Here is a 25,009-nt window from a genome sequence, read left to right as displayed (position 1 = left end):
CAGAAAAGAAACCAAAAGAAGCGATATCCGGAGTGTACACGGATATCGCTTCTTTTGGTGAAACTCATCTGATTCAGGGTTATCTTATACGGGTTGAATGGCGAGATGGGGTGTCCCGCTACTTTCATCAACAAACAGTATATATTGATTGCCAGCAGTCCCTGTTAAGACCAGACCGGGTTGACCTGCAACACCAGGATTGTAATATCTGAGTTGTTGCAAAACGGGTAGGGAGAGTGGAAGAGTAGGTTGATTAAGTGCCATTAATTGTGTAGCGGCCTTAACGCTATCTCCAGCTTCAATCACTCCGCCTACACCCAAATGGTTGACAATCGAGGAGCTGGCGTTGATTTGAAGGCTGCCTGTTATGGTCTGACTGCCATTGACGTTTAGATCGACACCAACGGTTTGATTACCATTGACCTGCAGATTCTGATTAATCGTCTGATTACCGGTGACAAGGATGCTATCAAAAGTTGGCAAAGATATCATCTCCTATATAGTATTCTTATATTCTATGAGGACAAGATCTGGAATGATCCGGGTGGCCACACATTATATACTTGGGATAAAGCCCCTTTTGCACAAAAAGAGTTAGCGAAACACTATTTCGTGCATATTGTAGGCAGAGAATGTTTTCGCATGGAACAGGAGGGTTTGTTATCCAAAAGAAGTCAAGAACGCAGGTTAAGTCCACAAAAAAGAAACGTTCAGTTCATGATGCGAACCGGTTATTCCTGAGACAGATGAATGTGGTTCTGAACAGGAAACTCAAATCCATGCGTAAACATATGGAAGTACAGCAATTGGAACTGAATCAGCAATGGCTGAAAATGATGCAGGTGGGAAGCATACCTACCCGAGAAGTGCCAAAAGTGATCTATAAGGAGTTAAATGTGCTTCTTATCACTCCTTGTAATGACCGAGAAATGTCATCACATTGCGTCCTGATTGAACAGAGTCTGAAACATCTCGTGAGAAATGTGAATGAGATTAAATATATCGAATCCGTGTCAGCCTGCTTGTCTTCTAATGATGTTGACCTAATTATGGTCATCGGAAGCGAAGAAAACTTGCCGGATGAGAATATTACAGCATTAAGGACATCAACCGTGAAGAAGGCCATCTGGTTGTCTGCCGATCAACATGTGAATCAAAGCGAAACTATTCTACCGATTTTTGATCACGTGTTTACACAACATTCAACCCAAATAAGCGATGATCAGCATCATATGGGAAGCACTGGTAGTCATGAACTGTTCATGCCGCCTGATCCACATATATTCTGTCCGCAAGCTGTTCCCTCGGAGTACGAATCGGATGTTTATATCATCGGGGATGCAGAATCGGATGGCATCGTCACCGCTGTTGCCAAATCGGGTCTTTTGGATAACAAAAAGGTTCGGGTAGATGGAAAGGGTTGGGCACAGATCGGGGATTTCAAGCCTGTTCATACGAATGAAGCTCGTCAGATGTTATATAACGGAAGTAAACTGGTTATTCAAAGTGGCGAATCAATCAAAAACGTGATGGAAATTGCCGCATGTGGGACGTTTCAGCTCATAGGACCATCTGTGAATCAGAGCAACGGGATTGACCTTAGTAACTTTCAACAATACAACTCTTGTGAAGAACTCACTCAGAAGTTTGAACATTACTGGCAGAGTGTTGATGCAAGGAGACTGGCCGCTAGCCATACTCTGGCATACATGAAATATAATCAATCCCATCTACAAAAAACATTGCGACTGCTGGATATCATTTTCATATAAATCATCCCAAAAATCACAGGAGCGTAGGCTGCATCATGTTGCTGCATTGGAGGAGTTCTGATTGAAGGTAATTGCTCTGCATCTGCCCCAATTTCACCGGATTGAGGAGAACGACCGATGGTGGGGGGACGGTTTTACCGAATGGACGAATGTAAAAAAAGCCGCGCCTTTATATTCGGGTCATCATCAGCCTAAACAGCCATTTCAGGGGAAATATTATGATCTTTCCGATCCAGATGTACGAAAATGGCAAGCGGAAACTGCTAAACAGCATGGCATTTATGGATTTTGTTATTATCATTATTGGTTCAAAGGCAAGCGTTTGCTGGAAAAACCAGTGAATGAAATTTTGGATAGTGGGGAGCCTGATTTTCCCTTTTGCTTGTCCTGGGCCAATGAGACATGGACAAGAAAATGGGATGGGCAAGAATCCGATGTTCTCATGGCCCAGAACTATGGGGATCGAGAGGATTGGGAAGAACATTTTAATTATCTGGTAAAAGTATTTAAGGACAAACGATATATTCGAGTGGAAGGTAAGCCATTATTTCTGATCTATCGACCAGCCAGTATTCCGCAATGTGAGGAAATGATTCAGTTTTGGCGTGAATTGGCTTTGAAGCATGGGCTGAAAGGGATTCATTTTGTGCAGACCATTGGTGGATTCCGTACATTTAATGGTCAGATCTTTGATGCGAGTATGGAATTTGAACCGCATTATACGTTTGCACATGGACATATGAATGGAATCTGGATCGAAATGAATATCAAGGGACAGCAGCATATTGCTGTGAATTACGACAAGGTATGGTCCTCCATTCTCGAACGAACACCACACCGTAACGGAGAAATTGTTTATCCAGGTGCTTTTGTCAATTGGGATAATACACCGCGGAGAGGTGTTGACGGACAGAGTACGCTCGGGGCCACCCCAGAGAAGTTTGGGCTGTATCTATCCAGACAGATGGAACGAGCGAGGACGCTGTACAAAAGTGAATATCTTTTTGTTAATGCCTGGAACGAGTGGGCGGAAGGGGCATATCTTGAGCCGGATCAAAACTATGGTTATGCTTATTTGAGCGAACTCAAGAAAGTGACTCAGCATGAATCGAACAGAAACAAGTCTATAGGAGGGAGTTCCGAATGAGGGAACTCTCTCTTTGCTTTGAGTTTATTTATAGACCATGTTTCGTTGTAAGTCCCGTTTTTTGTTTGCGGTACTCCGTTGGAGTTAACCCTGTATGCTTTTTGAACTGTCTGGAGAAATAATACAAATCACTGAAACCGAGATGCTCGGCGATAGCAGTTATCGTGTTCGGGGTGCAGGCCAGCAACTCCTTGGCCTTATCGATTTTTTTGCCAGTAATATAGAGGATCGGAGGAACTCCGATCTGCTGCTTGAAGAATCGAATGAAATAATTTGGATGCATATAGGCGATCTGGGCCAGATCCTGAACCGAAATATTCTCTTCGATGTTGGAATCAATATAAGCCAGAATGGTGGACAGTTTCTCCATGACAGGCACGTTAATAAAAGAGATCTGATCCAGATCCAGATTCATTATATAGTGGGACAGTAGCTCGGTTAGTTTGCTCTTGGCCATCATATGGCCATAGACTTCATCGGATTTTGCATATGTAAGGATACTGCTGAAGATTGCTTGAATCAACTCAGGTTGATCTATCGTACAGATGTGTGGGAATTTCAGAATTTGGAACAAATTGATTCCCCCAACCTTTGCGCTAAAGTGACACCAATATTTGAGAAAAGGACGGTCATTAATGGCAGAGTAAGACTGTTGGATCCCCTCTGGCATTAAAATAAGCTGATTAGGCGCAGGATAATACTCCTCATCCCCAATTTTGAGCCAACCTTCACCTTCGCATATGAAATAAAACTTGCTGTAATCGGGCGTGTAATCCAGATCCCGCCAATCCGTATCACACCGATTGTAATTGACCATGAATAATTCGACTTGGAGATTGGACAGGTAGTTCGTAAGCAAAGTTTGGTGATTCATACTTTTCATCTCCATACAAGGTTATTATTGTCCATCTAAAAGTTAGTGTTCTGCATGTCTATCTTTCGGCCGTAGCACTACAATACAACTACAGACAATAACAGAAGGGATGAGAACATCTCATGGACAAAAACGAATATTTGCAACATATTGAAGCAACGATTGAGAGCGGTAAATTCAAGGACAACTGGAGTTCGCTTAGCGCCTTCCAAGTTCCTGAATGGTACCCAAAAGCGAAATTCGGCATATTCATTCACTGGGGGCTATATTCTGTACCGGCTTATGATAGCGAATGGTATTCGCGAAATATGTACATACAAGGCACCAAAGCTTATGAACATCACCTTGAGGTGTATGGACCTCATAAGGACTTTGGATATAAAGACTTCATTCCGATGTTTCGTGCAGAGAAGTTCGATGCAGACGAATGGGCAACATTATTCAAACAGGCTGGAGCGAGATATGTTATGCCTGTGGCTGAGCACCATGATGGTTTTCAGATGTACAAAAGCTCTATCTCTCACTATAACACATATGAAATGGGCCCCAAACGAGATCTTCTGGGTGAGATGAAGGTTGCATACGAGAAGCAGGGGCTAACATTATGCGTGTCGTCTCACCGCGCCGAGCACTGGTTCTTCATGTCTCACGGGAAGGAGTTTGATTCAGATATTAAGGAACCCCTGGAGCGTGGGGATTTCTATTGGCCTGCCATGCCTGAACCCAAGGATCACTTCGACTTGTATGACTCACCTCCAACCGAGGAGTATCTGGAGGACTGGTTGATTCGCTGCTGTGAACTGGTCGATCAATATCAGCCAAAGGTCTTTTATTTTGATTGGTGGATTCAAACGGTTGCGTTCAAACCCTATCTTAAAAAATTTGCTGCCTATTATTATAACAAAGGCGAAGAGTGGGGCGTGCCTGTAGCTATCAATTATAAACATGAGGCCTACATGTTTGGTAGTGCCGTTCCGGATGTGGAGCGGGGACAGTTCGCTGAGCTCAAGCCCTATTTTTGGCAAACGGATACAGCTGTCGCTAAAAACTCATGGTGTTATACGGAAAATAATAACTATAAAACGGCTGAAGAGATCATTCGGGATCTCGTCGATATTGTAAGCAAAAACGGAAATTTACTGCTGAACATTGGGCCCAAAGCAGACGGCAACATACCGGAAGAAGATCGTGAGATTTTACTGAGCATTGGCAAGTGGCTGGAAGTGAATGGGGAAGCGATCTATGACACGTCATTCTGGCGTACGTTTGGCGAGGGTCCGACAGAGGTGAAGGAAGGGCAATTCACGGATGGGGATACGAAGATATTTACGAGTGAAGATATACGGTTTACGTTAAAAGAAAGCAGTCTGTATGCCACGGTTCTTGCCTATCCAGATAACGGGGTGGTGCAGATTAAATCCCTGAAGGAAAATTCTAATCATTTTCAAGGGGTCATTCAAGATATTCAGGTACTTGGCTATGAAGAACAGCCAAAATGGGAGAGAACAGCGGACGCACTGACGATCACAACGACAACTGTGAAAAGTAATGCGCCTATTGTTTTCAAAATTAAATTGGACTAATCAACAAAGATAAATAAATACTGTAAATATAAAAAGGGCGCATCCAGGGGTATTGTACTCATCGGATAGCGCTCTTTTGGTTGGGCTATACATAGGGCTGACTTCCATGCAAAATCCTCTCCATGATAATGGAGGTTCCTCCAAGCTGAAAACTGTAATTCGGAAATTTACTTATATAATAATCACGAAATTCTTGCTTGCTAATATACTGATATCATCAAACCAGTGATGTTCGCCTGTAATGGATTGATTGAGACTCACTAAGGAGGATCTGCAAAAAGATGAAACCAAAGAAACGCATCAGATATGGTTGGAGCGGATTTAAGAAAAAAAAACCTGAGGACTGTGACCATCCCCGAGAGCAGCACAAAGAACACCATCACGAGCACCATCATAACCACCACAATCATCATCACAATAACCACCATCATAAGTGTTTTGACAAAGAAGCCGAATTCCTTCTCAAATTAATTGGTGAGTTGAAGGGAGCAATTGTACAGGTTTTTGCCAATCCCACGCCTCACAATGTTTCACTTCTGATTGAGGTACTGCGTAAATTACTGGCTCTGGTTCATTGCTCGGATTTGAAAAAGGGAACCAAGGCAGATCTCGAAGCGATCTTGGAGCTTACCATTGTATCTGCAGAGGCCGTTCCATTTTCTCCGATCAGTGTGGGAACCAATTTGCAACAATTGCTGGATGTGCTCCTATCTGTCATTTTACAGGGGAATATCGATTCGGCTGAGAAAGATCAACTGGTCATTTTGATCCGGGCGACCGAATTGGCAATCACAACAGGGCTTAGAAACATAGGCAGTCAAGGTCCGGCAGGACCAGCGGGTCCTCAGGGCGTACCTGGTCCACAAGGCCCGGCTGGCGCTGCTGGTGCTCAGGGTGGTGTAGGTCCAGCTGGTACACCGGGAGCTGCTGGTGCCCAGGGACCAGCAGGTGCAATAGGTGTTACTGGAGCAACGGGTGCGGCAGGCCCAGCAGGTGGCGCAACAGGAGCGACAGGTGCAACGGGGAGTACAGGAGCTGTTGGGGCAGCTGGCGTTACAGGAGCAACAGGTGATCCTGGCGTAGCAGGAGCCACCGGAGTCACAGGGAATACGGGTGTAGCTGGACTTGCGGGAGTCACCGGGGCTACCGGGGCAACGGGTGTGACAGGAGATACGGGTGCAGCCGGAATTGCAGGGGTAACCGGGGCTACCGGCGCAACTGGGATTGCGGGAGTAACTGGCAGCACTGGTGTTACTGGGGCTACGGGTTCAGGAGCCATTATACCGTTTGCTTCTGGCGGACCCGCCATATTAACAACGATTCTTGGTGGACTGGTCGGAACGACAAGCCTTATCGGTTTCGGCAGCTCGGCAACAGGAGTCAGCATTCTGGGTGGCACGATTGATTTAACAGGAACGATTGTCGGACCACTCATTAACTTTGCGTTCTCTGTTCCACGGGATGGCGTTATAACTTCGATTGCTGCCTATTTCAGTACCACAGCAGCCTTGGCCTTGGTTGGTTCAACGGTGACCATCACTGCGCAATTATTCAGTTCACCTACTCCTGATAATGCATTTACTGCGGTTCCGGGGGCGGTCGTTACACTGGCACCTCCACTCACCGGTATTATTGCATTGGGTAGTATCTCCAATGGCATAACAACCGGATTGACTATACCTGTGACTGCACAGACACGTCTGCTGCTGGTGTTCTCGGCAACGGCAGCCGGACTCACACTTGTGAATACGGTTGTCGGGTATGCAAGTGGCGGCGTGAACATTACATGATGAGATATAAATTTTGATCTGAGGCCGACTCAATCGTCGTTTCTTTAAAAATCATAAAGTAACCCCATGACTCATATGAGCCATGGGGTTAGAACTTTTTATAAATAATTGTGATATCTATTACTACCAATCATTAGTAGTAAATATCATAGCTTCCACCATAACCATTGGGTGAGTAAGCTACAATTTTATGATAACCATACAAGTTCTCAAGAGTGATGCTTTTCGTTCCATAATCAGACACGATTACTCTTCCATCTCCCTTCAGGGTTCCACTCATATCTTCAACTTTAAACACATATTCCCCTGTTGTAAGAGGGTTAAACCTAAAGGTGACTTTTCCACTCAAGTAAATATCGGTACTATATCCACCATTGAAATATTCTCTTAAGGGATTTTGGGCAAAAATATTAATTTCTTGTGCTTGGGACTGTTGTTGTGTCTGAACTTCCTGGGAGGAAGGGTTAGTTAGCGTAAGAGCTTCATCAGCGAATACCGCTGGAACAGATGCTAAAAGCATCGCCATGGAAGAAAGAGCTGCAATTGCTGTTTTTTGATATTTTTTCACAATCAAACATCTCCTTTTGGTATATAAAATTTAAATTAGATTAGAGTTCGTACTGTTCACAAAAAGACAAAAGATCAATAGAGCAGTAGCTTTCCTCACAGTCATTTCCTAGGATGAGAGTGAGGTTGATCTGGCGCCAAATGTATGTTACAAGATAATCCTACATTTAATTCCAAATATATACAATATAGTTTTCATGATTTTCTGTACTATTTTTGTTAAATATATACTTTATTCATATATAGTTCACAAATTAACATTTATAAGCTCAGACGATTACGGAGAGGGAATACACGATTCGAACACGCCATAAACGAAAATTGACACAGTAGGATGAGCCTCTGCTTTGCCACTTTGTTTGAATAGTAACCTTGAACATCAAGTCGTAGTTTCATAGAACTACTACATTTGTTCATTAAGCGAAATGAAATACATAAATGCGAAATGAGAGTATGAATACGTAAGCGACATGAGACACATAAAAGCATTAAATAGACTTATTTTCTATATTTTTCAATAAAGTGCTTGTATATATCGAATAATGATTTTATACTATACCAATAAAATCCAATTAAATTCCTAATCGACTATTATATGTAATTAAAATGTTTAACTACTCACTCGAATTACGATCGAAAGTCATATCCACCACTCCTTAGCAAGCGTTCTGCTAACGCTCCAGATTACCCTTCCACATGAATGCTTATAGACATTCACTCTCATTGCATTATTCAAACACCCAAACTATTCACTCACATGGTTTAATCCGATTCATTCAATCTCCTAAACTTCCAAGTAAAAAATCATAGACTGATCTGTTATCTCTTCTGACTCATATTGTTCCCTAACCAGACCTGTAAAGGAGGTGAGGCTTTATGTGAAATCCAGGGTATCTATTTCGTACGCAATAAAGGTTATTTTACCGTTTCATTCTGCAGAGAAGGGCATATGTACCAGACTAAATTAAAAAACCGGGTAAAAGGAGTGGAAAAGTTTGATAAAGATTAATCGGTTACGCAAGCCCATCTCCATGGGGCTCTCGCTTCTCCTTGCATTTTCGATCATTCATCCGGTTTCAGCTGAAAACTCCACATCATCCAAATTGGATATGAAATCAGGACTTGCCAAAGTTACGGAGTCCAAAGTAAACGCCAAGCTGACCAAAGAATTTGATGGTAGTGAATATGTGACCTATCTGGTGAAAATGAAGGAACAGGTGGATACAGCAGCAGTCTCCAAACAGGCCCTTGAAAAGGCGGCCATAGCCAAACAAACGGCTTCAGCCACAAAGCTGTCCGTTCGTAATTCGGTCGTCAGCTCTCTGCGAGAAACAGCCTCGCGTACACAATATCCATTGGAAACTTATCTGGAAAAGGAAGTTGACCTGGGTAAGGTCAAAGAATATAAAAGCTATTTTATTGTCAATTCATTGGCAGTAACGAGTACCAAAGAAGTCATGGAACAGATTGCGCTGCTGCCTGAGGTGGAGAAGATTCTACCGAATGAGACACGATACTTACAGAAAGCCGAAGTGAGTAAAGAACCGGCGAATGCGGCATCAGGCAAAGATGTTGTCCAAACGCCAACTAAAGACTCTTCAGTCGGAGTCAAAGACAAAGAGCCTGCTGCAAAGGACAAGCTTGCAACAGAGAACGTGGAATGGAACTTGGATTACATCAATGCGCCAGCGGTGTGGGATCGGGGCATCGATGGAACAGGGATTGTTGTTGCCAATCTGGACAGTGGTGTGGATTATACCCACCCGGCGCTTCGCAGCAAATGGCGGGGACTGGATGCTTCAGGCAATATCGTTGATCCCGAACTAAGCTGGTATGACCCGCACAGTAATGCTTCCCTCCCTGCGGACGGAGACGGGCATGGTACGCACACGATGGGTACGATGGTTGGCTCGGAAGCAGATGGCACCAATCAGATCGGGGTTGCTCCCGGTGCGAAATGGATTGGTGTGCGGATATTCAATCCGGAAACAACGGATGCCATTATTCTCGATGGCGGACAATGGTTGATCGCTCCGGTGGATGCGGAAGGCAATCTGCATCCTGAACTTGCACCGGATGTCGTTAACAACTCGTGGGGCGGAGGCGCAGGATTGGATGAATGGTTCCGTCCTATGGTCCAAGCTTGGCGTGATGCTCAGATTTTCCCGGAATTCTCCGCAGGAAATGTGAGACTGGGTAACCCGGGCGGACCTGGTTCTGTTGCTAACCCAGCCAACTATCCTGAAAGTTTTGCTACAGGAGCAACCGATATCAACGGAAATCTGGCTTCGTTCTCCCTGCTGGGCCCATCCCCGTATGGTGAGATCAAACCGGAAGTATCTGCACCTGGTGTGAATATCCGTTCATCAGTTCCGGGCGGAGTATATGAGGGAGGCTGGAACGGAACATCCATGGCAGGCCCGCATACAACTGCACTTGCTGCACTGCTGCTTCAGGCCAATCATTCCCTTACGGTGGATCAGCTGGAGCAGATCATTACAGATACAGCCACGCCGAGAACGGATAGTCAGTATCCGACATCTCCTAATAACGGCTACGGTCACGGCATTATTAATGCCCTTGATGCTGTGGGTTCTGTACTCGAAGGGATCGGCACAGTATCCGGCAGAGTGGTTACGGCCGGAGATGATCTGGAAGAGCCGGTACTGGCACATACCCCTGTTAATTCTGCCTTTACAGGCATTGATATACCATTAAGCGCTCATGTGACAGATAACGTCGCAGTAGTCTCCGTCGAGGCTTTTGCCAAAACGACAGGTACCAACCAGTACGTTTATCTACCGATGAACCGGATTGCTGGAGATAACAAAGATGGTACGTACACAGCGACCATTCCGGCATTTCTGATTGAGCCACAAGGTGTGGAGTATTATATCCGCGTGAACGACTACGGCAACAACGGATTCGAAAGTCAGGTATATAAAGTGGCTGTGTCCAATGGTGTTCAGCCTGGATATCTTCAGGATTTTGAAGAAGATCAGCTGGGCTTCACAACTGGCGGAACCGGAAGTACCTGGGTATGGGGAGCACCAACCAGTGGTCCTGGAAGTGCATACTCCGGTGACAAGGTGATTGCAACCAATCTGCAAGGAACTTATGTGGCGAATAGCAATGCATATCTGCTTGCGCCGCCTATTGATCTAACCGAGAGTGCAGGAGGTGCGTTATTATCCTTCAAGCACTGGTATGACCTGGAGAATAACATCGACTTCGGCAAGGTATACATCGCTTCCGAGGATAGCGATTATGTGTTCCAAGAACTGTTAACCTTCACGGGTACAGGTGGCAATTGGAAGACACAATATGTGGATCTTCGCGAATACGCGGGACAGCAGGTGTTCATCAAATTCAATCTGACGAGCGATAATTCATTGCAAAAGGCTGGCTGGTACATTGATGATTTCGCTGTAGAAGAACTGGATGAGATTGCTCCGGGCGCTCCTGCCGGATTGTCTGCGACGGCCGATATTCTTGGTAATGTAGCCTTGAGCTGGACGGGTCCGAGCGATGAGGATCTCGAATCCTATGTGGTATATCGCTCCACAACCGCAGGTGCAGGTTATGAATCCATTGGAACTGCAACAGGAACAACGTTTACAGATACGGCTACGGTGACAGATTCGACGTATTATTATACCGTTGCCGCACTTGATTATAGTGGCAATGAAAGCGACAAATCGAATGAGGTCTCCATTACAGTAGAGGTGCCTCAGGATATCTACATCGATCATTTCGATGGCAGTGATGATAATGGCTGGACTCATTCAGGAACCAAAGATGAGTGGGAACGCGGTATTCCGGTAACGGGACCTGCCAGCGCGGTTTCTCCACCGAATGTCTGGGCGACTGATCTCGACAATACGTACGAGAGTGGCTCCAACTATTCACTCGTATCTCCGGTCATTGATTTGACGGATGTGTCCGAAGGAACACTCACGTTTAATCATTGGTACGAGATTGAGAGTGGATACGACTACGGCTATGTGGAAGTCACCAAGGATGGTGGAACCACATGGTCAGAACTGGGCAAATTCTCACATAGTACAAATGGTAAACAATGGACACCGGTATTTTATGATCTGGATGCACTTACCGGTAATGAAGTTCAATTCCGATTCCGCCTGACCTCAGATAATAGTGTTGTGAAGACAGGCTGGTTCATTGATGATTTCCGTGTACTGGGAGTTGCTGCGGAGACGGTAACGGAGGACAGTGCGGTTGTGCTTAACAATGACAAACCAAAACCGTCCTATGATAATCCATGGTACAAAATTTCGCGGACAGACAAAGCGGAATTTAACAAAACGAAACAGCAACAACCGGAAGTTGAAAAACCAGGAACAGGTTCGGTTAATCCACAAAGCCTGCCTGCAAGTGCAACGGTTACCGTACTGGAAACCGGACGTTCGGTGAAGACAGATCCAGCTACAGGCAAGTATACTTTCACACACGTAGCAGGTGATTACACGTTAAAAGCTGAAGCATATGGATATTATCCTCGAACTCAGCAGGTAACGATCACGGATGGCAATGGTGCCAAAGCCAACTTTAATCTGGAGGCAATCCCGCATGGACAGATTGAAGGTGTAGTAACGGATGAGCGGACAGGACAACCACTGGCTGATGCTTCCGTTCTCGTGGTGGAAGATGCCAATGTAGGTGAAATTCGCACAGGTTCAGATGGCAGCTTCGATATTCAGGTATTGGAAGGAAGTTATACCCTGTCCATCCGGGCTGCGGATTATTACAGTAAAACCGTTACTGTGACAGTCCCTGGTAATGGTACGGCTGAGGCAAATGTTGCCTTAAAACCATTCATCGGTTTCCCTGGGGAAATTGCTTATGATGATGGAACAGCAGAGAACGCACGAGCTTTTAATGCTGCGGATAACGCTTGGGCAGTTCGAATGACACCAGAGCTGGAGACCGCTCAACTGACAGGTGCATCGTTCCGATTCTGGAACACCGAATGGCCTGTACCTGGAGGCACAGCGTTCCAATATGCCGTATATGATGCATCGGGTGCGGGCGGAGCTCCGGGACGACAACTGGCTGGACCATTTGACGGTACTGCACTTCGTAACGATCAATGGACAACTGTTGAATTCCCGGAACCGGTCATTGTAACGGGTGATTTCTATATCGTGTATGTACAGAGTTTAGCTGGAACTAGCGCTCCGGGACTCGCTACCGATGAGGATGGTCCAAATGCAGGTCGAAGCTGGCAGCGAGTAGGTGGAGCGTGGAGTACTTCACCTGATGAAGAAGGTAACTACATGATTCGTGCAGTTGTGAGATATCCGGTAAATGCACCTGTGCTCACAGCACCTGCGAACACGTATACGAATCAATCAACCTTCACCGTGTCGGGAACGTCTCCGGCATCCGGCGCTCAGATCAAGTTTTACAACGGCAAAGATCTCGCTGGCACTACAACGGTGGCAAATGGGAAGTTCTCATACGGTGTGAAGCTCCGTTCTGGCATTAATGCGATTACTGCCGAGGCAGTGGTGGACCGGAAAACGACCGATCGCTCACTCCCCGTTGTCATTATTCTGGATCAGACCAAACCGCAGTTGACCATTGTTACGCCAACTCAAGGAGATCGCATCAATGCAGAAGTTGTTCACGTAACGGGTAATGTCGTGGAACAATTCCTCGATAAGGTAACCGTTAACGGACAAACCGTACAAGTGGGTAAAGACAGAAGTTTCAGTCACCGTGTATTGGTCAATGAAGGCGAGAACACAATTACCATTACAGCAACCGATCTCGCTGGTAACAAAACAACCGTAACCCGCACCGTCTATGTGGAAACGGCGTTGCCAGAACTTACGAATATTACTCCGGCTGAGGATGTTCGAATCACATCAGGGGAGAGTGTTACCGTTTCATTTGATAGTAAACCTGGTCTGCAAGCATCTTTCCGTATTCAGTTACCTTTGAATCTGAATGCCCAAGGGGCAGGAGAGGTTCCATTGGTGGAGACTGAACCTGGTCGTTACACAGGTACGTACACAACACCTTCATCCCTTGTTCTTGAGGGTGGAGTCATTGTGATTCGTGCTCAAGATGCAGCAGGCAACAAAGTAGAGGCTGAAGCAGCTGGACGATTGTTCGTCAGCGTAGCACAAGAACAATCCGTTCCAGAACCAGATTCGAGCCCTGAAGAGAATGGAACGGAAGTGAGTTCACCGTCCGCTGAGGGTCTGCAACCTTAATTATACAAAGTGTGACATGGACGATAACTGCATTTTGACCATCTAAGCAAGAAGCCGATAAGCCGAAGTATCAGGGCTTGTCGGTTTTTTGTTGACTCGATTCACATCTAACGCCTAAGATTACTCGGCTATGGTTATTTACACCAAATAAATTTAATAATAAACTTTTGGAAATGAAGCATCCATCGGAATGCTTTTTCTTTTGCTCTCACATGTCAGCAGGTGAGTTGCCTCTTTCTTCACATTAATGATATAACATGATATATTAGGATGTAGAACATGAGAAGTATGGGTATTTATGGAGGTGCTTGTATTGGGTAAAGACTCGGCATCCAAGCCGATGTATGAACAGATCTTTGAATCCTTGCGTGAACGGATACAGCTTCATCAATATCAAGTGGGTGAGCGTGTTCCTTCGGAGAAGGAATTATGTGATGAATTCGGAGTGAGCCGGATTACAACTAAAAAAGCACTTGAAATGCTGGCGAGTGAACAATTAATTGTTCGTCAGCCGGGACGGGGTTCTTTTGTTGCTGATACGGCAGATCTGTTACAGGAAAGACCTAACAGATCTGCTCCGCGTGCTTCGGTTAAAGATCCAGAGAAGAAGCTGCTCATTGGGCTGGTCATTACTAATTTCAGTGATATGTATGGTACAGAACTGTTATATGGGATGGAAGAAGCTTCGCGAGAGCATGATTGTTTTCTCGTACTTAGACGTTCCTTCGGGATTCCCGAGCAGGAGGAACAGAGCATTCAGGAACTGCTGGAACTGGGTGTGGACGGATTGATTATTTTCCCGGCACAGGGTGAATATTTCAGCGATGAGATTCTTAAACTGGTCGTTAACAAATTCCCGTTTGTCCTGATTGACCGGTACTTGAAAGGAATTCCGGCTTCATCTGTCAGTACGGATAATGTAGGCGCGGCGCGAGAAGGGACGAATTATCTGTTCAACCTCGGTCACCGACACATCGCTTTTCTGACGCAGCCTCCGGCGAACACTACACCGATTGAAGAACGAATTGAAGGAATCATTGAGGCTCATCATGATCAAGGGGTGCTGGTGAACAGGGAACTGTGGTTAGAATCTTTTCTTTCGACACTGCCAAGTGTGTTTGATCCTCAAGTCGAGGTCCGTGATGTGGAGACACTGGTGGAACATTTACAGAAATACCCCCAGATTACTGCACTCTTTGCTGCGGAGTATCATATTGCTTTACTTGCAGAACAGGCAGCGGATCGGCTTGGTCTGAGAATTCCAGAAGATATGTCCATCATTTGCTTTGACAGTCCAAATGCTGCCGAAGGAAGCCGTGTAACCCATATGAGACAAAGCCAGTTTGATATGGGAAAACAGGCATTCGAGATGGTGCTTCAAAGTATGCAGAACAACGAAATGACAGTGAACAGAGTTGTTTTACCTGCCCGATTGGTGAAGGGTAAGTCAACGAGTATGGTGAAACAAAAGGGTTAATTATAACAACTTAATATTCATTGTGTTCAATCAGGGGCTCCGTGTAAACGAGGCCTCTTTTTGGTGCGGATAAAATGGGGAGAATTGCTTTAAATGGTATATTATTTGGTGTCGTTAAATTAAAATAACATGCTAATATACAAATAAATATATTGACATAACATTATATTCGTTTTAGGATGATGAAAGCGGTTAACAAACTGGATTACATAAGGAGGACAACATGCTGACACCCAGAGATGATCAAGAAATTTCCCCCTCGATATACGACATGATTGATCGGGTTAACAAACGTATGCCGGATTATCCGGAACTCAACCAAATGTTTAAAAATTGTTTTACCAATACGATGGCAACCACAATTCAGCGCAAAGAAGATGGAACAACTTTTGTGATTACGGGAGATATCCCTGCCATGTGGTTACGTGATTCTGCCGCTCAGGTCAGACCTTATCTGGTTCTCGCTTCAGAGGATGAAGATATTGCCGACATGATCGCTGGACTGGTTGAACGTCAACTGAAATATATTCTCCTGGACCCTTATGCAAACGCTTTTAATGAGACGGAGAGTGGAAAAGGACATCAGGAAGACCTGACGCAGATGAATGATTGGATCTGGGAACGGAAGTATGAGATCGACTCACTGGCTTATCCGATTCAGCTCAGTTATCTCTTGTGGAAGAACACGGGAAGAACAACTCAATTCAATGATACGTTCCGTAAAGCAGCCCAGATCATCATGCAGTTATGGCAAGTGGAACAGCATCATGAGACGAAATCACCCTACACGTTCCAACGTCTGGATGCTCCCGAAACCGATACGCTCACCCGAGAGGGACGAGGTACTGAAACAGTTTACACAGGCATGACTTGGTCGGGATTCCGTCCCAGCGACGATCGTTGTGAATATGGTTATCTGATTCCATCCAATATGTTCGCTGTTGTGGCGCTTCGATATCTACAGGAAATTGCTAAAGCCGTGTTCGAGGATGAAACGCTGGCAGCGACTGCTCAGCAGTTGGAGGAACAGATCAACAAAGGTATTCAGGATTATGGCACCGTTGAACATCCGGAATATGGAACCATATATGCGTACGAAACGGATGGGAAAGGCAATCACAATCTGATGGATGATGCCAATGTGCCAAGTCTGCTGTCTTTACCTTATCTCGGATATGTCGAGGAGAACGACGAGGTGTATCAGAATACACGCCGTTTCATTTTATCCACGAACAACCCGTATTTTTATGAGGGAACAGCAGCAGTGGGAATCGGTAGTCCGCATACACCAGAAGGGTACATCTGGCATATCGCTTTATCGATGCAGGGGCTGACTACAGAGGATCGCAATGAAAAACTACGATTGCTTCAGCTTATCCATAAGACGGATGCGGATACCGGACTGACCCATGAAGGTTTTTCGGCCAACAATCCACATGAATATACACGTCCATGGTTTTCATGGTCCAACATGCTCTTTAGTGAACTGATTATGGATTATTGCGGATTCCGCGTACAGAAATAGATAGGGAAGCAAGAGATAACCTGCGAGTACATTATAACGTTCGGAGTTCGTTAAATTCCGACAAGAGGAGAGCGAATCATGAGAAAAATATCATTGAAAATGCCGGTAGCAGCAGTTATGACATCCTTGCTCATTCTTACTACAGCCTGTTCGGGCGGAAGCTCAAGCACAGGCACAACCAGTGATGGCAAGAAGGAAGTAACTGTATCGTTCCGTTCTTCAGGATCTGAAGATACGCTTACGAAGTTTTTCCAATCAGGCTTGGTAGATCAATTCGAGAAAGAAAACCCGGATATCAAAATCAACATTGCGCCTGTACTGGCAAGTGAAGGCGATTATACGTCCAAAATGGTTCTGCAAATGAAATCGCCGGATACGGCGCCTGATGTCATTGCCGAAGATACATCCATCATCAAATCCGATGCTGCTGCGGGATATCTGGAGCCGCTGGATACACAGGTTCAGGGATGGTCCGATTGGGAAGAACACATCATCGACAACCTGAAGGCGGGGGTTACAGGTGAAGACGGCAAGGTGTACGGCGTTCCGGCTACTTCGGATACACGCGGAATCTGGTACAACAAGGAACTGTTTCAACAGGCGGGACTTGAAGTTCCATTCAAACCTGCAAGCTGGGCAGAAGTACTCGAAGCAGCACGTACCATCAAGCAAAAACTGCCGGGTGTGACACCACTTAATATGATCGTGGGCAAAGCAAACGGTGAAGGTGTCACCATGCAAACACTGGAAATGTTGCTCTATGGTACGGCGGACACGCTGTATAACGACACCAGCAAGAAATGGGTCGTGAACAGCCCGGGGCTACTGGATTCCTTCAAATTCATAGATCAAGTTTTTAACACGGATAAAACAGGTCCAACCATGCAGGTTGCCCTGAATGGACAAGCTGGCAGTATTGCATTCCAGCAACAGTTCCCGCAAGACAAACTGGCGATGGCTGTAGATGGTAGCTGGGCAGGTTCGACATGGGCCGAGAACGGTGCTGCTCCAATCGCCAACGTTGAAGAAAAAATAGGTTTTGCACCATTCCCAACACAAAATGGGGAAGAACCTGGAGCGACTACGATGTCTGGAGGATGGGCCTGGTCTGTTCCTGCACAGGCGAAGAACAAGGAAGAAGCTTGGAAATTTATCGAGTTTCTGATGAATAAGGAAAATGCGACTGCACGCGTAGTAGCGGAAGGCAGCCTCAGCCCACGTAATGATTCCACAGAAGTTGAAGGTTATACGGATCGTCCATATACCAAAGAAGCACAGGAACTCTTGAATGTGGCTCACTTCCGTCCAGCGAACGATCAATATGCAGCGGTATCCGCACAATTGCAAAGCATTGTTGAGAGTATTGCCTCTGGCAAGCTGACGCCGGAAGAGGGAGTTACACAATTGAAGGACAACGTATCCCGTTCCCTTGGCGCGGACAGCATCGAAGAGAAATAAGGATATCGATATATTCGGAGGGGGAGGCATAATCTCCCCTTTTTCCGGTTCGAATGGAGAGTGACTTATGAAAAGGAAAGCACCAGGTTCATTTCTGTTTCTCATGCCTTCCGTACTGTTATTACTTGTGTTTTTCATTGTTCCCATCATTCTGACGATCTGTTTTGCCTTTACGAATATGGCTCTGACTGGGGCGGCAGCCAAGAGTTTGGAGTTTGTCGGATTCCAGAATTTCATTAATATGTTCCATGATCCGGACTTCCGGATTAGTGTCTGGCGTACGCTGGTCTTTCTCATCTTCTCCGCAGTGATTGGTCAGGTATTGCTTGGATTCATTCTGGCTCTTCTAATGAAGGAGAAAAATGTGACGTTCCGCCGGGTCATCGGCATCATCGTCATTGCCGGTTGGGTGACACCCGAGATTGTTGTGGCATTCTGTATGGTCGCCTTTTTCAGTGACAATGGTTCATTGAATCAGATCCTCGGCTGGTTTGGAGCGAATCCAGTCTCCTGGTTGTTCAGTTTCCCTATGGTGAGTGTCATTATCGCGAATATCTGGCACGGCACAGCCTTTTCAATGATGGTCTATCAGTCGGCACTGGATGATATCCCGAAGGAAGTTGAAGAAGCTGCGATTATTGACAGTGCCACCGGGTTCCAGATTGTCAGACACATTACGATTCCAATGGTAAAAGGGTCCATCGTGACCAACATGATGTTGGTTACCCTACAGACACTGGGTGTGTTCACGCTGATCTATACGATGACCGGTGGTGGCCCGGGTACTTCAACACAAACCTTGCCGATCTTCATGTATAACCAGGCCTTTGTGAACTATCAATTTGGATACGGCACAGCCATATCTCTGGTTCTGTTGTTCATCGGTATTATCGCCAGCCTGTTCTACATGCGATCCATGAAAGTGAAAGTGTAACCATGAAGGAGGTTCGATCCCTATGGTCAAACATGGGCTTCAACGCAAAATCCAGTACGGGATTCTAGTTTTTCTAGGGCTCTGTTTTTTATTGCCGCTGCTCTGGATCATTCTGGCTTCATTTGACCCGAACGCGCAACAGGGTATCAAAATGCCCAGTACCTGGACCATTCAAAATTTCAAGGATGTACTCGGGGATTCGAGCAATCTTCGTTCATTCGGTGTAGGCCTGATTCTGTCGGGAGGGCAAGCGATATTGGTTGTTCTGGTATCGGTTCTTGCTGCTTATCCATTATCCCGTTATGAAATGAGATTCAAAAAAAGCTTCCTGTTATCCATTTTGTTCATGACAGCTCTTCCGATTACTGCCGTGATGGTTCCGGTATTTCAAATGTTTCTGTTCTTCAAAATGCAAAATAGCATCATTGCCACGATGCTGTTCCTGACTGCATCCTCACTTCCTTACGGCATCTGGATGATGAAAAACTTCATGGATTCGGTGCCAATCGATTTGGAAGAATCGGCATGGATTGACGGAGCGTCCGTGTGGAGTAGTTTGAGACGAATCGTGGCGCCATTGATGTTGCCTGGTATTGCAACGATAGCGATATTTACGTTTTCGGGAAGTTGGGGCAACTTCTTCGTGCCATACATCCTGCTCCAGACACCGGAGAAACTTCCGGCATCGGTCACGATTTATCAATTTTTCGGCAGCCACGGTATGGTTGAATACGGCAGGTTGGCTGCATTTTCACTACTTTATACAATGCCTTCGGTTGTGCTATATATCTTCTCCCAGCGTTACATGTCCAAAGGATTCAGCATGGGCGGAGCAACCAAAGGTTAATGACAGGAGGTACGCAACATGACAACCAAAAAGACGGCACATCTCATCTCGCATACCCATTGGGACCGCGAATGGTATATGCCTTATGAACACCATCATGTACTGCTTATTGAGCTGATGGATAAACTGCTGGATACGCTCGATCAGGACCCGGAATATCGCTATTTCCATCTGGATGGGCAGACGATTATTCGTGAAGATTATTTGCAGGTTCGGCCCGAACAACAGGAGAGGCTCGATCGTTATATTCGTGAAGGACGCATTCATTTTGGTCCATGGTATGTGTTACAGGATGAGTTTCTGACCAGCAGCGAGGCCAACTTGCGTAATCTGCTCATCGGTCATCGTGATGCTCGACCTTTGGGCGTGATATCCAAAACGGGATACTTCCCAGACTCGTTCGGCAATATGGGACAGGCACCGCAGATTCTGCAACAGGCGGACATTCATAACGCGATCTTCGGGCGCGGGGTAAAGCCTACGGGATTCAATAATGCCGTGGTTGATGCCGACAGTTACGAATCTCCCTATTCCGAGATGATCTGGCGTTCGCCGGATGGTTCGGAAGTGCTCGGCATTTTGTTCGCGAACTGGTACTGTAATGGGATGGAAGTTCCGGTTGATCGGGAGAAAGCCCAAGTATATTGGGATAAAAATTTGGAGGATGCCGAGAAGTTTGCCTCGACTTCACATCTGCTGTTCATGAATGGTTGTGATCATCAGCCAATCCAGACGGATCTGCCTGAGGCTTTACGTACGGCGGCTGCGTTGTATCCTGATGTAGAATTTATTCACTCCAATTTTGACGATTACATTGAGGCCGTTACGAAGGAAGTGCCTGAACATCTGGCGACCATTGAGGGCGAGCTTCGCAGTCAGCACACGGATGGTTGGGGAACACTGGTGAATACGGCATCTGCCAGGGTTTATCTGAAACAGATGAACCAGCAGGGGCAGACGTTGCTTGAAAAAGTAGCCGAACCACTCGCCGCGATGGCCCATATAGCCGGGGTAAAAGATTATCCGCATCATCTATTGACACATGCATGGAAGATGCTGATGCAGAACCACCCACATGATAGCATCTGTGGGTGCAGTGTCGATGAGGTTCACCGTGAGATGGTGACCCGCTTTGCCAAGAGCAGACAACTTGCAGAGAAGTTGGTTTCCCAGAGCGCGCAGGCGATTGCTGAGTCCATTCGTGTGCAACCTGCTGAGGCTTGGGGAGAGGAAGCAGTGCTGTTCACTGTGTTCAACACGAGTGGATGGAATCGAAATGGAATCATTGAGATGGATCTGATTGTGGACAAAGCATTTTTCCCGGAAGGTCCTCATCCTCAAGCCCTTGCGCAAAAGTTGGAAGAGGCTGCGTTACCAGCGTATCAGCTGGTCGATTCAGATGGACGCACGTATTCGGCAGAAATCAAGAATCTGGGTGCGCATTTCGGCTATGAACTTCCAAAGGATCGCTTCCGACAGCCTTATATGGCTCGTAAAGTAAGAGTGACTTTCCAGGTGGTGGATGTACCTTCGCTGGGATATAAGACGTATGCTCTCATTCCAGTCGAGAAGCAAGTAGAGATTGCTGAAGTGCCCGATAAGAGTGAACTCATCCAGGTTCAGGGAATGATGATGGAGAACGGTCAATTGCGGGTGACGGTTGAAGAGAATGGTACGGCAACGATTGAAGATAAGGTCTCAGGTGCTGTATACCAGGGATTGAATTCATATGAGGATACCGGTGATATCGGCAATGAATATGTCTACCGTCAACCCGAGGGAGAGACAACGCTGACCACGGAGCATCTGAAGGCGGACCTGCGGATTGTGGAGCAATCTCCGTATCGGGTGGTCATGGAAAGTGTATTACGCTGGGATATTCCTGCTGGAGCAGATGAACTGTTCGAGCTGGAGAAGCGCCAAATGGTTCCTTTTACAGAACGGAAGGCACAGCGAGTCAAGAACACTGTTCCGTTGGTGATCACGACAACGTATACGTTGGAAGCGGGCAGTAATATGGTCAAGGTAAAATCTGACTTTAACAATCAGGCCAAGGATCATCGACTGCGTGCATTATTTCCATCCGGACTGGTGACAGAGGAGCATTATGCAGATTCCATCTTTGAAATTGCCAAACGTTCCAATACACCGGCAAAGGAATGGGTGAATCCAAGTAATGCACAGCATCAGCAAGCGTTTGTACATGTGACCGATGGTGATCATGGCTTGATGATTGCAAACAAAGGGCTGAATGAATACGAGATTTTACAGCATGAAGAGGGCAGTACGATTGCAGTTACGCTGCTGCGTGCCTCTTCGGAACTGGGAGATTGGGGTGTGTTTGAAACACCGGAAGCTCAATGTCTGGGATCTCAGAGTGTGGAATATGCGATTATTCCATTTGCGGGCGATGCTGCACAGTCAGGTGCATGTGCATCCGCATACGTGTATCCGATTCCGTGGACGACTGTACAGCAAGGGGCACTTGCGTATACATTTGAGCGAGAAAGTCATGCCGGTGCCGATGGGTACAAGGTGGAACTACCTTTGACGAAGCAATGGTTAGCGTGGAATTCGCAAGGTTCGACACTGGCATTCTCCACATTGAAGATCGCAGAGGAAACCGGAGATTTAATTGCTCGGTGGTATAATCTGAACTCCGAAACCGTTGAGTTGAACGTACAGCCTGGATTCGAAACAGCCTCCGTTTATGAGAGCGATGTGCTGGAACGGGTTAAGAACACGTTGGAGGGGCACAGCCAGAAGGTATCCGGGTACAAAATCGTTACACAAGGGTATGCGTTACGTTGAGTTGATTATTGAACATCATAACTATAGAAACCTCCTGTTCACGGTAGCGTGGGCAGGAGGTTTTTGTTAGTCAAAACATTGTCTTATTGAAGGCTATAGTAACTTTAATGCACGGTACAAGTTCTTTTTATCCAATAAAATAATTAATTTCCAATATAGAAAAATGTGGTATTATTGTGCTAGTTTGTTGTAATGGAGGTAGACCTAATGATCTATATTTTATTTGTATTCATCGTTGTAGTGATTATTACACTTAGCCTTTGGGTTATGAGTTTAGCACGTAAACAAAAGAAATCAGTGCTGCTTTTTGAGGAGAAATACGACTTAAAAGTCATTACCATCGCAGATATAGACAGGATGGAGGATGGCTCTGGCTTCGAGATGTACTTGTACAGATTGTTAATTGAGTTGGGTTATTCAGGGGTCTATAAAACGTTAGGAAGTCGCGATTTTGGTGCTGACGTAGTTTTCACTGATCGGGAAGGTGTTAGAAATGTCATTCAAGCAAAACGATACTCAACAGATTATCCAGTTGGCATCAGCGCTGTACAAGAGGTGTTTTCTTGCATGAGATATTATAAGGCTAAGAAAGCAATCGTAATTACTTCATCCCACTTCACAGAATCGTGTGAGACATTAGCTGGTATTAACTTTGTAAAGTTGATTGATCGAACTGACTTAATTCATGTGATTGAGGCTTTTAGAGACGGTGATATGATTGAGGCGCGTGATATTATTGAAGCGGAACCGAGGATGATCCTTGAATCCTGGTCGGAAGCGAATAGCAATACGCTACATGAGGTTCGAAAAGATTACAAGGCAGAAAAGTATGTGAAAAAAGTGATGAGTAAGTGAACATACATATTATTTAATAGAAAAATGATTTATTCCGTTGACTGTTCATACATAACTTAAGTGGAGAGAGAGTCTGTAAAATATATTGTGTAAACTCTCAAACCCATTAAAATGGAAGTAAGAGAAAGGTTGGGAGAACACTTGGGAATTTGGACAAAACAACAATTGCGGGAATTTATTTTTGAGAACAATCTGGTCTCTGCACAAGATGCACAAAATGTCTTAAAAAACCTATTCGCAGAGACGATTTCCGACAGACGAAGCCTTGCTAAAGATGCTCTACCTGGCAACGATTGACGTCACTCGGAAATGGACAGGACGTGTCCAAAACTGGGGGCAAATGCTGCTCCAACTTTCCGTCTTTTCCCAGATAGGGTCGGTCTACACTTGCGGTAAATTCGCTATCCCCCCGGGGGAATCTATGACTAAAAGAGTTTACACAAAATTATTGACAGACCCCCAGTCTTTCATACAAAAAAGACTCCTTTTAATTAGAAAGGAAGCCTTTTTTTTGTTGATTAATTTAAATCATATTTATCGAGTATTGAGTCAAAAAGTTTTTGGTAGAGTGTTTTTTCTTGAGTAGTGAATGTTCTCATTGCGTCACTGTTGCTTTCCAGGCTGAATTTTCCCATGCTTCCGTTTATTAAACCGTAATCCCCAAAAGTGTTTTGAGCCAGGAAAATAATATTATTATCACCTTTCTCTAGCTCGGTGTAGCCATCAGCCGTAAATTTTTTATCTTCTCTTAAACTTAAAGGTTCTAGAATAGTTATTTCCTTCGAGTTTTCTGGGAAATCGTCAGGTTTTTTTATGATCTGATCAATAATAATATCTGTCTTAGTGTAGAAATCTTGAAGAGCACCGTCTTCATAACTGCTGATTATATGTTCTCTGTTTTCAAAGTCATCTTTAGCGTATCCCACAATGATTAGATCTGAGAACTGGTCCAGCCTATCTACATCTTCAAAAGTAAGTGAATTAGTTGAAATATCAATTACTTCATTGATTTGCATTTGTTCTTTTTCTTGAAGAAAATAGTACAAACCTGTCGATATAATAAATAAACTTAAAATTGATAAACCTATTATGAGAGATCGAGATTTAAACATAAGATACCTCCCTAA

At 45.3% G+C, this 25,009-nt stretch carries 17 protein-coding genes and 1 pseudogene; 14 read left to right on the top strand and 4 right to left on the bottom strand.

Annotated elements, in window-relative coordinates; translation table 11 throughout:
• Positions 1-84: 84 nt before the first annotated feature.
• A complete protein-coding gene (locus tag MHI01_RS04730) occupies positions 85-492 on the bottom strand; it encodes a hypothetical protein (protein WP_253508163.1) in 408 nt (135 codons plus the stop codon).
• Positions 493-779: 287 nt separating this feature from the next.
• On the opposite strand from MHI01_RS04730, the gene MHI01_RS04725 reads away from it, so the two are divergent.
• A complete protein-coding gene (locus tag MHI01_RS04725) occupies positions 780-1,772 on the top strand; it encodes a hypothetical protein (protein ID WP_340982638.1) in 993 nt (330 codons plus the stop codon).
• Positions 1,773-1,833: 61 nt separating this feature from the next.
• On the top strand, positions 1,834-2,919 hold the full coding sequence (locus MHI01_RS04720; RefSeq protein WP_340982637.1) for a glycosyltransferase WbsX family protein: 1,086 nt from the start codon (positions 1,834-1,836) through the stop codon (positions 2,917-2,919).
• A 28-nt stretch (positions 2,920-2,947) separates the two neighbouring features.
• Here the strand turns inward: MHI01_RS04720 and MHI01_RS04715 are convergent, their stop codons facing one another.
• Positions 2,948-3,793: an AraC family transcriptional regulator gene (locus MHI01_RS04715; protein WP_127545850.1), complete on the bottom strand. Its 846-nt coding sequence runs from the start codon at positions 3,791-3,793 to the stop codon at positions 2,948-2,950.
• 122 nt (positions 3,794-3,915) lie between these two features.
• Between MHI01_RS04715 and MHI01_RS04710 the strand changes: the two genes are divergently transcribed.
• Positions 3,916-5,376, top strand: a complete 1,461-nt coding sequence (locus tag MHI01_RS04710; protein WP_340982636.1) for an alpha-L-fucosidase — start codon at positions 3,916-3,918, stop codon at positions 5,374-5,376.
• Positions 5,377-5,657: 281 nt separating this feature from the next.
• Positions 5,658-7,166 carry an exosporium glycoprotein BclB-related protein gene (locus MHI01_RS04705; protein ID WP_340982635.1) on the top strand — a complete coding sequence of 503 codons (1,509 nt, stop codon included), beginning with the start codon at positions 5,658-5,660 and terminating at the stop codon, positions 7,164-7,166.
• Positions 7,167-7,299: 133 nt separating this feature from the next.
• On the opposite strand, the gene MHI01_RS04700 is transcribed toward MHI01_RS04705, so the two are convergent.
• Positions 7,300-7,734 (bottom strand): hypothetical protein, encoded by a 435-nt coding sequence (locus tag MHI01_RS04700; RefSeq protein ID WP_340982634.1) that lies wholly within the window; start codon positions 7,732-7,734, stop codon positions 7,300-7,302.
• Positions 7,735-8,728: 994 nt separating this feature from the next.
• Between MHI01_RS04700 and MHI01_RS04695 the strand changes: the two genes are divergently transcribed.
• The 10 genes and pseudogenes from MHI01_RS04695 to MHI01_RS30975 all read left to right on the top strand — a co-directional run.
• Positions 8,729-13,975 carry a S8 family serine peptidase gene (locus MHI01_RS04695; RefSeq protein ID WP_340982633.1) on the top strand — a complete coding sequence of 1,749 codons (5,247 nt, stop codon included), beginning with the start codon at positions 8,729-8,731 and terminating at the stop codon, positions 13,973-13,975.
• Between the two features lie 304 nt (positions 13,976-14,279).
• Positions 14,280-15,452, top strand: coding sequence for a GntR family transcriptional regulator (locus tag MHI01_RS04690; RefSeq protein ID WP_340984827.1), 1,173 nt, complete (start codon positions 14,280-14,282; stop codon positions 15,450-15,452).
• Positions 15,453-15,675: 223 nt separating this feature from the next.
• Positions 15,676-16,977 (top strand): glycoside hydrolase family 125 protein, encoded by a 1,302-nt coding sequence (locus MHI01_RS04685; RefSeq protein WP_340982632.1) that lies wholly within the window; start codon positions 15,676-15,678, stop codon positions 16,975-16,977.
• A 78-nt stretch (positions 16,978-17,055) separates the two neighbouring features.
• Positions 17,056-18,435, top strand: coding sequence for an extracellular solute-binding protein (locus tag MHI01_RS04680; RefSeq protein WP_036608296.1), 1,380 nt, complete (start codon positions 17,056-17,058; stop codon positions 18,433-18,435).
• Between the two features lie 67 nt (positions 18,436-18,502).
• Positions 18,503-19,369, top strand: coding sequence for a carbohydrate ABC transporter permease (locus MHI01_RS04675; RefSeq protein WP_036608294.1), 867 nt, complete (start codon positions 18,503-18,505; stop codon positions 19,367-19,369).
• Between the two features lie 22 nt (positions 19,370-19,391).
• Complete coding sequence (locus MHI01_RS04670; RefSeq protein WP_036608291.1) at positions 19,392-20,216, top strand: carbohydrate ABC transporter permease; 825 nt, start codon at positions 19,392-19,394, stop codon at positions 20,214-20,216.
• Between the two features lie 18 nt (positions 20,217-20,234).
• The gene (locus tag MHI01_RS04665; protein ID WP_340982631.1) at positions 20,235-23,027 is read left to right on the top strand and encodes an alpha-mannosidase; all 2,793 of its coding nucleotides are present in this window, start codon (positions 20,235-20,237) and stop codon (positions 23,025-23,027) included.
• A gap of 207 nt (positions 23,028-23,234) precedes the next feature.
• Positions 23,235-23,882 (top strand): restriction endonuclease, encoded by a 648-nt coding sequence (locus MHI01_RS04660; RefSeq protein WP_340982630.1) that lies wholly within the window; start codon positions 23,235-23,237, stop codon positions 23,880-23,882.
• 141 nt (positions 23,883-24,023) lie between these two features.
• On the top strand, positions 24,024-24,179 hold the full coding sequence (locus MHI01_RS04655; protein ID WP_340982629.1) for a hypothetical protein: 156 nt from the start codon (positions 24,024-24,026) through the stop codon (positions 24,177-24,179).
• Positions 24,130-24,278, top strand: a pseudogene (locus tag MHI01_RS30975) (IS256 family transposase); the annotation flags it as partial. The gene MHI01_RS04655 and the pseudogene MHI01_RS30975, both read left to right, overlap by 50 nt.
• A 122-nt stretch (positions 24,279-24,400) precedes the next feature.
• Here the strand turns inward: MHI01_RS30975 and MHI01_RS04650 are convergent.
• Positions 24,401-24,994, bottom strand: a complete 594-nt coding sequence (locus MHI01_RS04650) for a hypothetical protein (RefSeq protein ID WP_340982628.1) — start codon at positions 24,992-24,994, stop codon at positions 24,401-24,403.
• Positions 24,995-25,009 lie beyond the last annotated feature (15 nt).

The sequence above is a fragment of the Paenibacillus sp. FSL M7-0656 genome, assembly GCF_038003225.1.
Lineage (GTDB): Bacteria > Bacillota > Bacilli > Paenibacillales > Paenibacillaceae > Paenibacillus > Paenibacillus amylolyticus.
Note: the sequence above shows the minus strand (reverse complement) of the source record. Positions and strands in the feature narration are given on the sequence as shown.

Coding starts and splice junctions, on each gene's coding strand:
- MHI01_RS04660 (WP_340982630.1), top strand. CDS start 23,235: ATGATCTATATTTTATTTGTATTCATCGTTGTAGTGATTATTACACTT.
- MHI01_RS04705 (WP_340982635.1), top strand. CDS start 5,658: ATGAAACCAAAGAAACGCATCAGATATGGTTGGAGCGGATTTAAGAAA.
- MHI01_RS04730 (WP_253508163.1), bottom strand. CDS start 492: ATGATATCTTTGCCAACTTTTGATAGCATCCTTGTCACCGGTAATCAG.
- MHI01_RS04650 (WP_340982628.1), bottom strand. CDS start 24,994: ATGTTTAAATCTCGATCTCTCATAATAGGTTTATCAATTTTAAGTTTA.
- MHI01_RS04715 (WP_127545850.1), bottom strand. CDS start 3,793: ATGAATCACCAAACTTTGCTTACGAACTACCTGTCCAATCTCCAAGTC.
- MHI01_RS04670 (WP_036608291.1), top strand. CDS start 19,392: ATGGTCAAACATGGGCTTCAACGCAAAATCCAGTACGGGATTCTAGTT.
- MHI01_RS04685 (WP_340982632.1), top strand. CDS start 15,676: ATGCTGACACCCAGAGATGATCAAGAAATTTCCCCCTCGATATACGAC.
- MHI01_RS04675 (WP_036608294.1), top strand. CDS start 18,503: ATGAAAAGGAAAGCACCAGGTTCATTTCTGTTTCTCATGCCTTCCGTA.
- MHI01_RS04680 (WP_036608296.1), top strand. CDS start 17,056: ATGAGAAAAATATCATTGAAAATGCCGGTAGCAGCAGTTATGACATCC.
- MHI01_RS04710 (WP_340982636.1), top strand. CDS start 3,916: ATGGACAAAAACGAATATTTGCAACATATTGAAGCAACGATTGAGAGC.
- MHI01_RS04665 (WP_340982631.1), top strand. CDS start 20,235: ATGACAACCAAAAAGACGGCACATCTCATCTCGCATACCCATTGGGAC.
- MHI01_RS04725 (WP_340982638.1), top strand. CDS start 780: ATGCGTAAACATATGGAAGTACAGCAATTGGAACTGAATCAGCAATGG.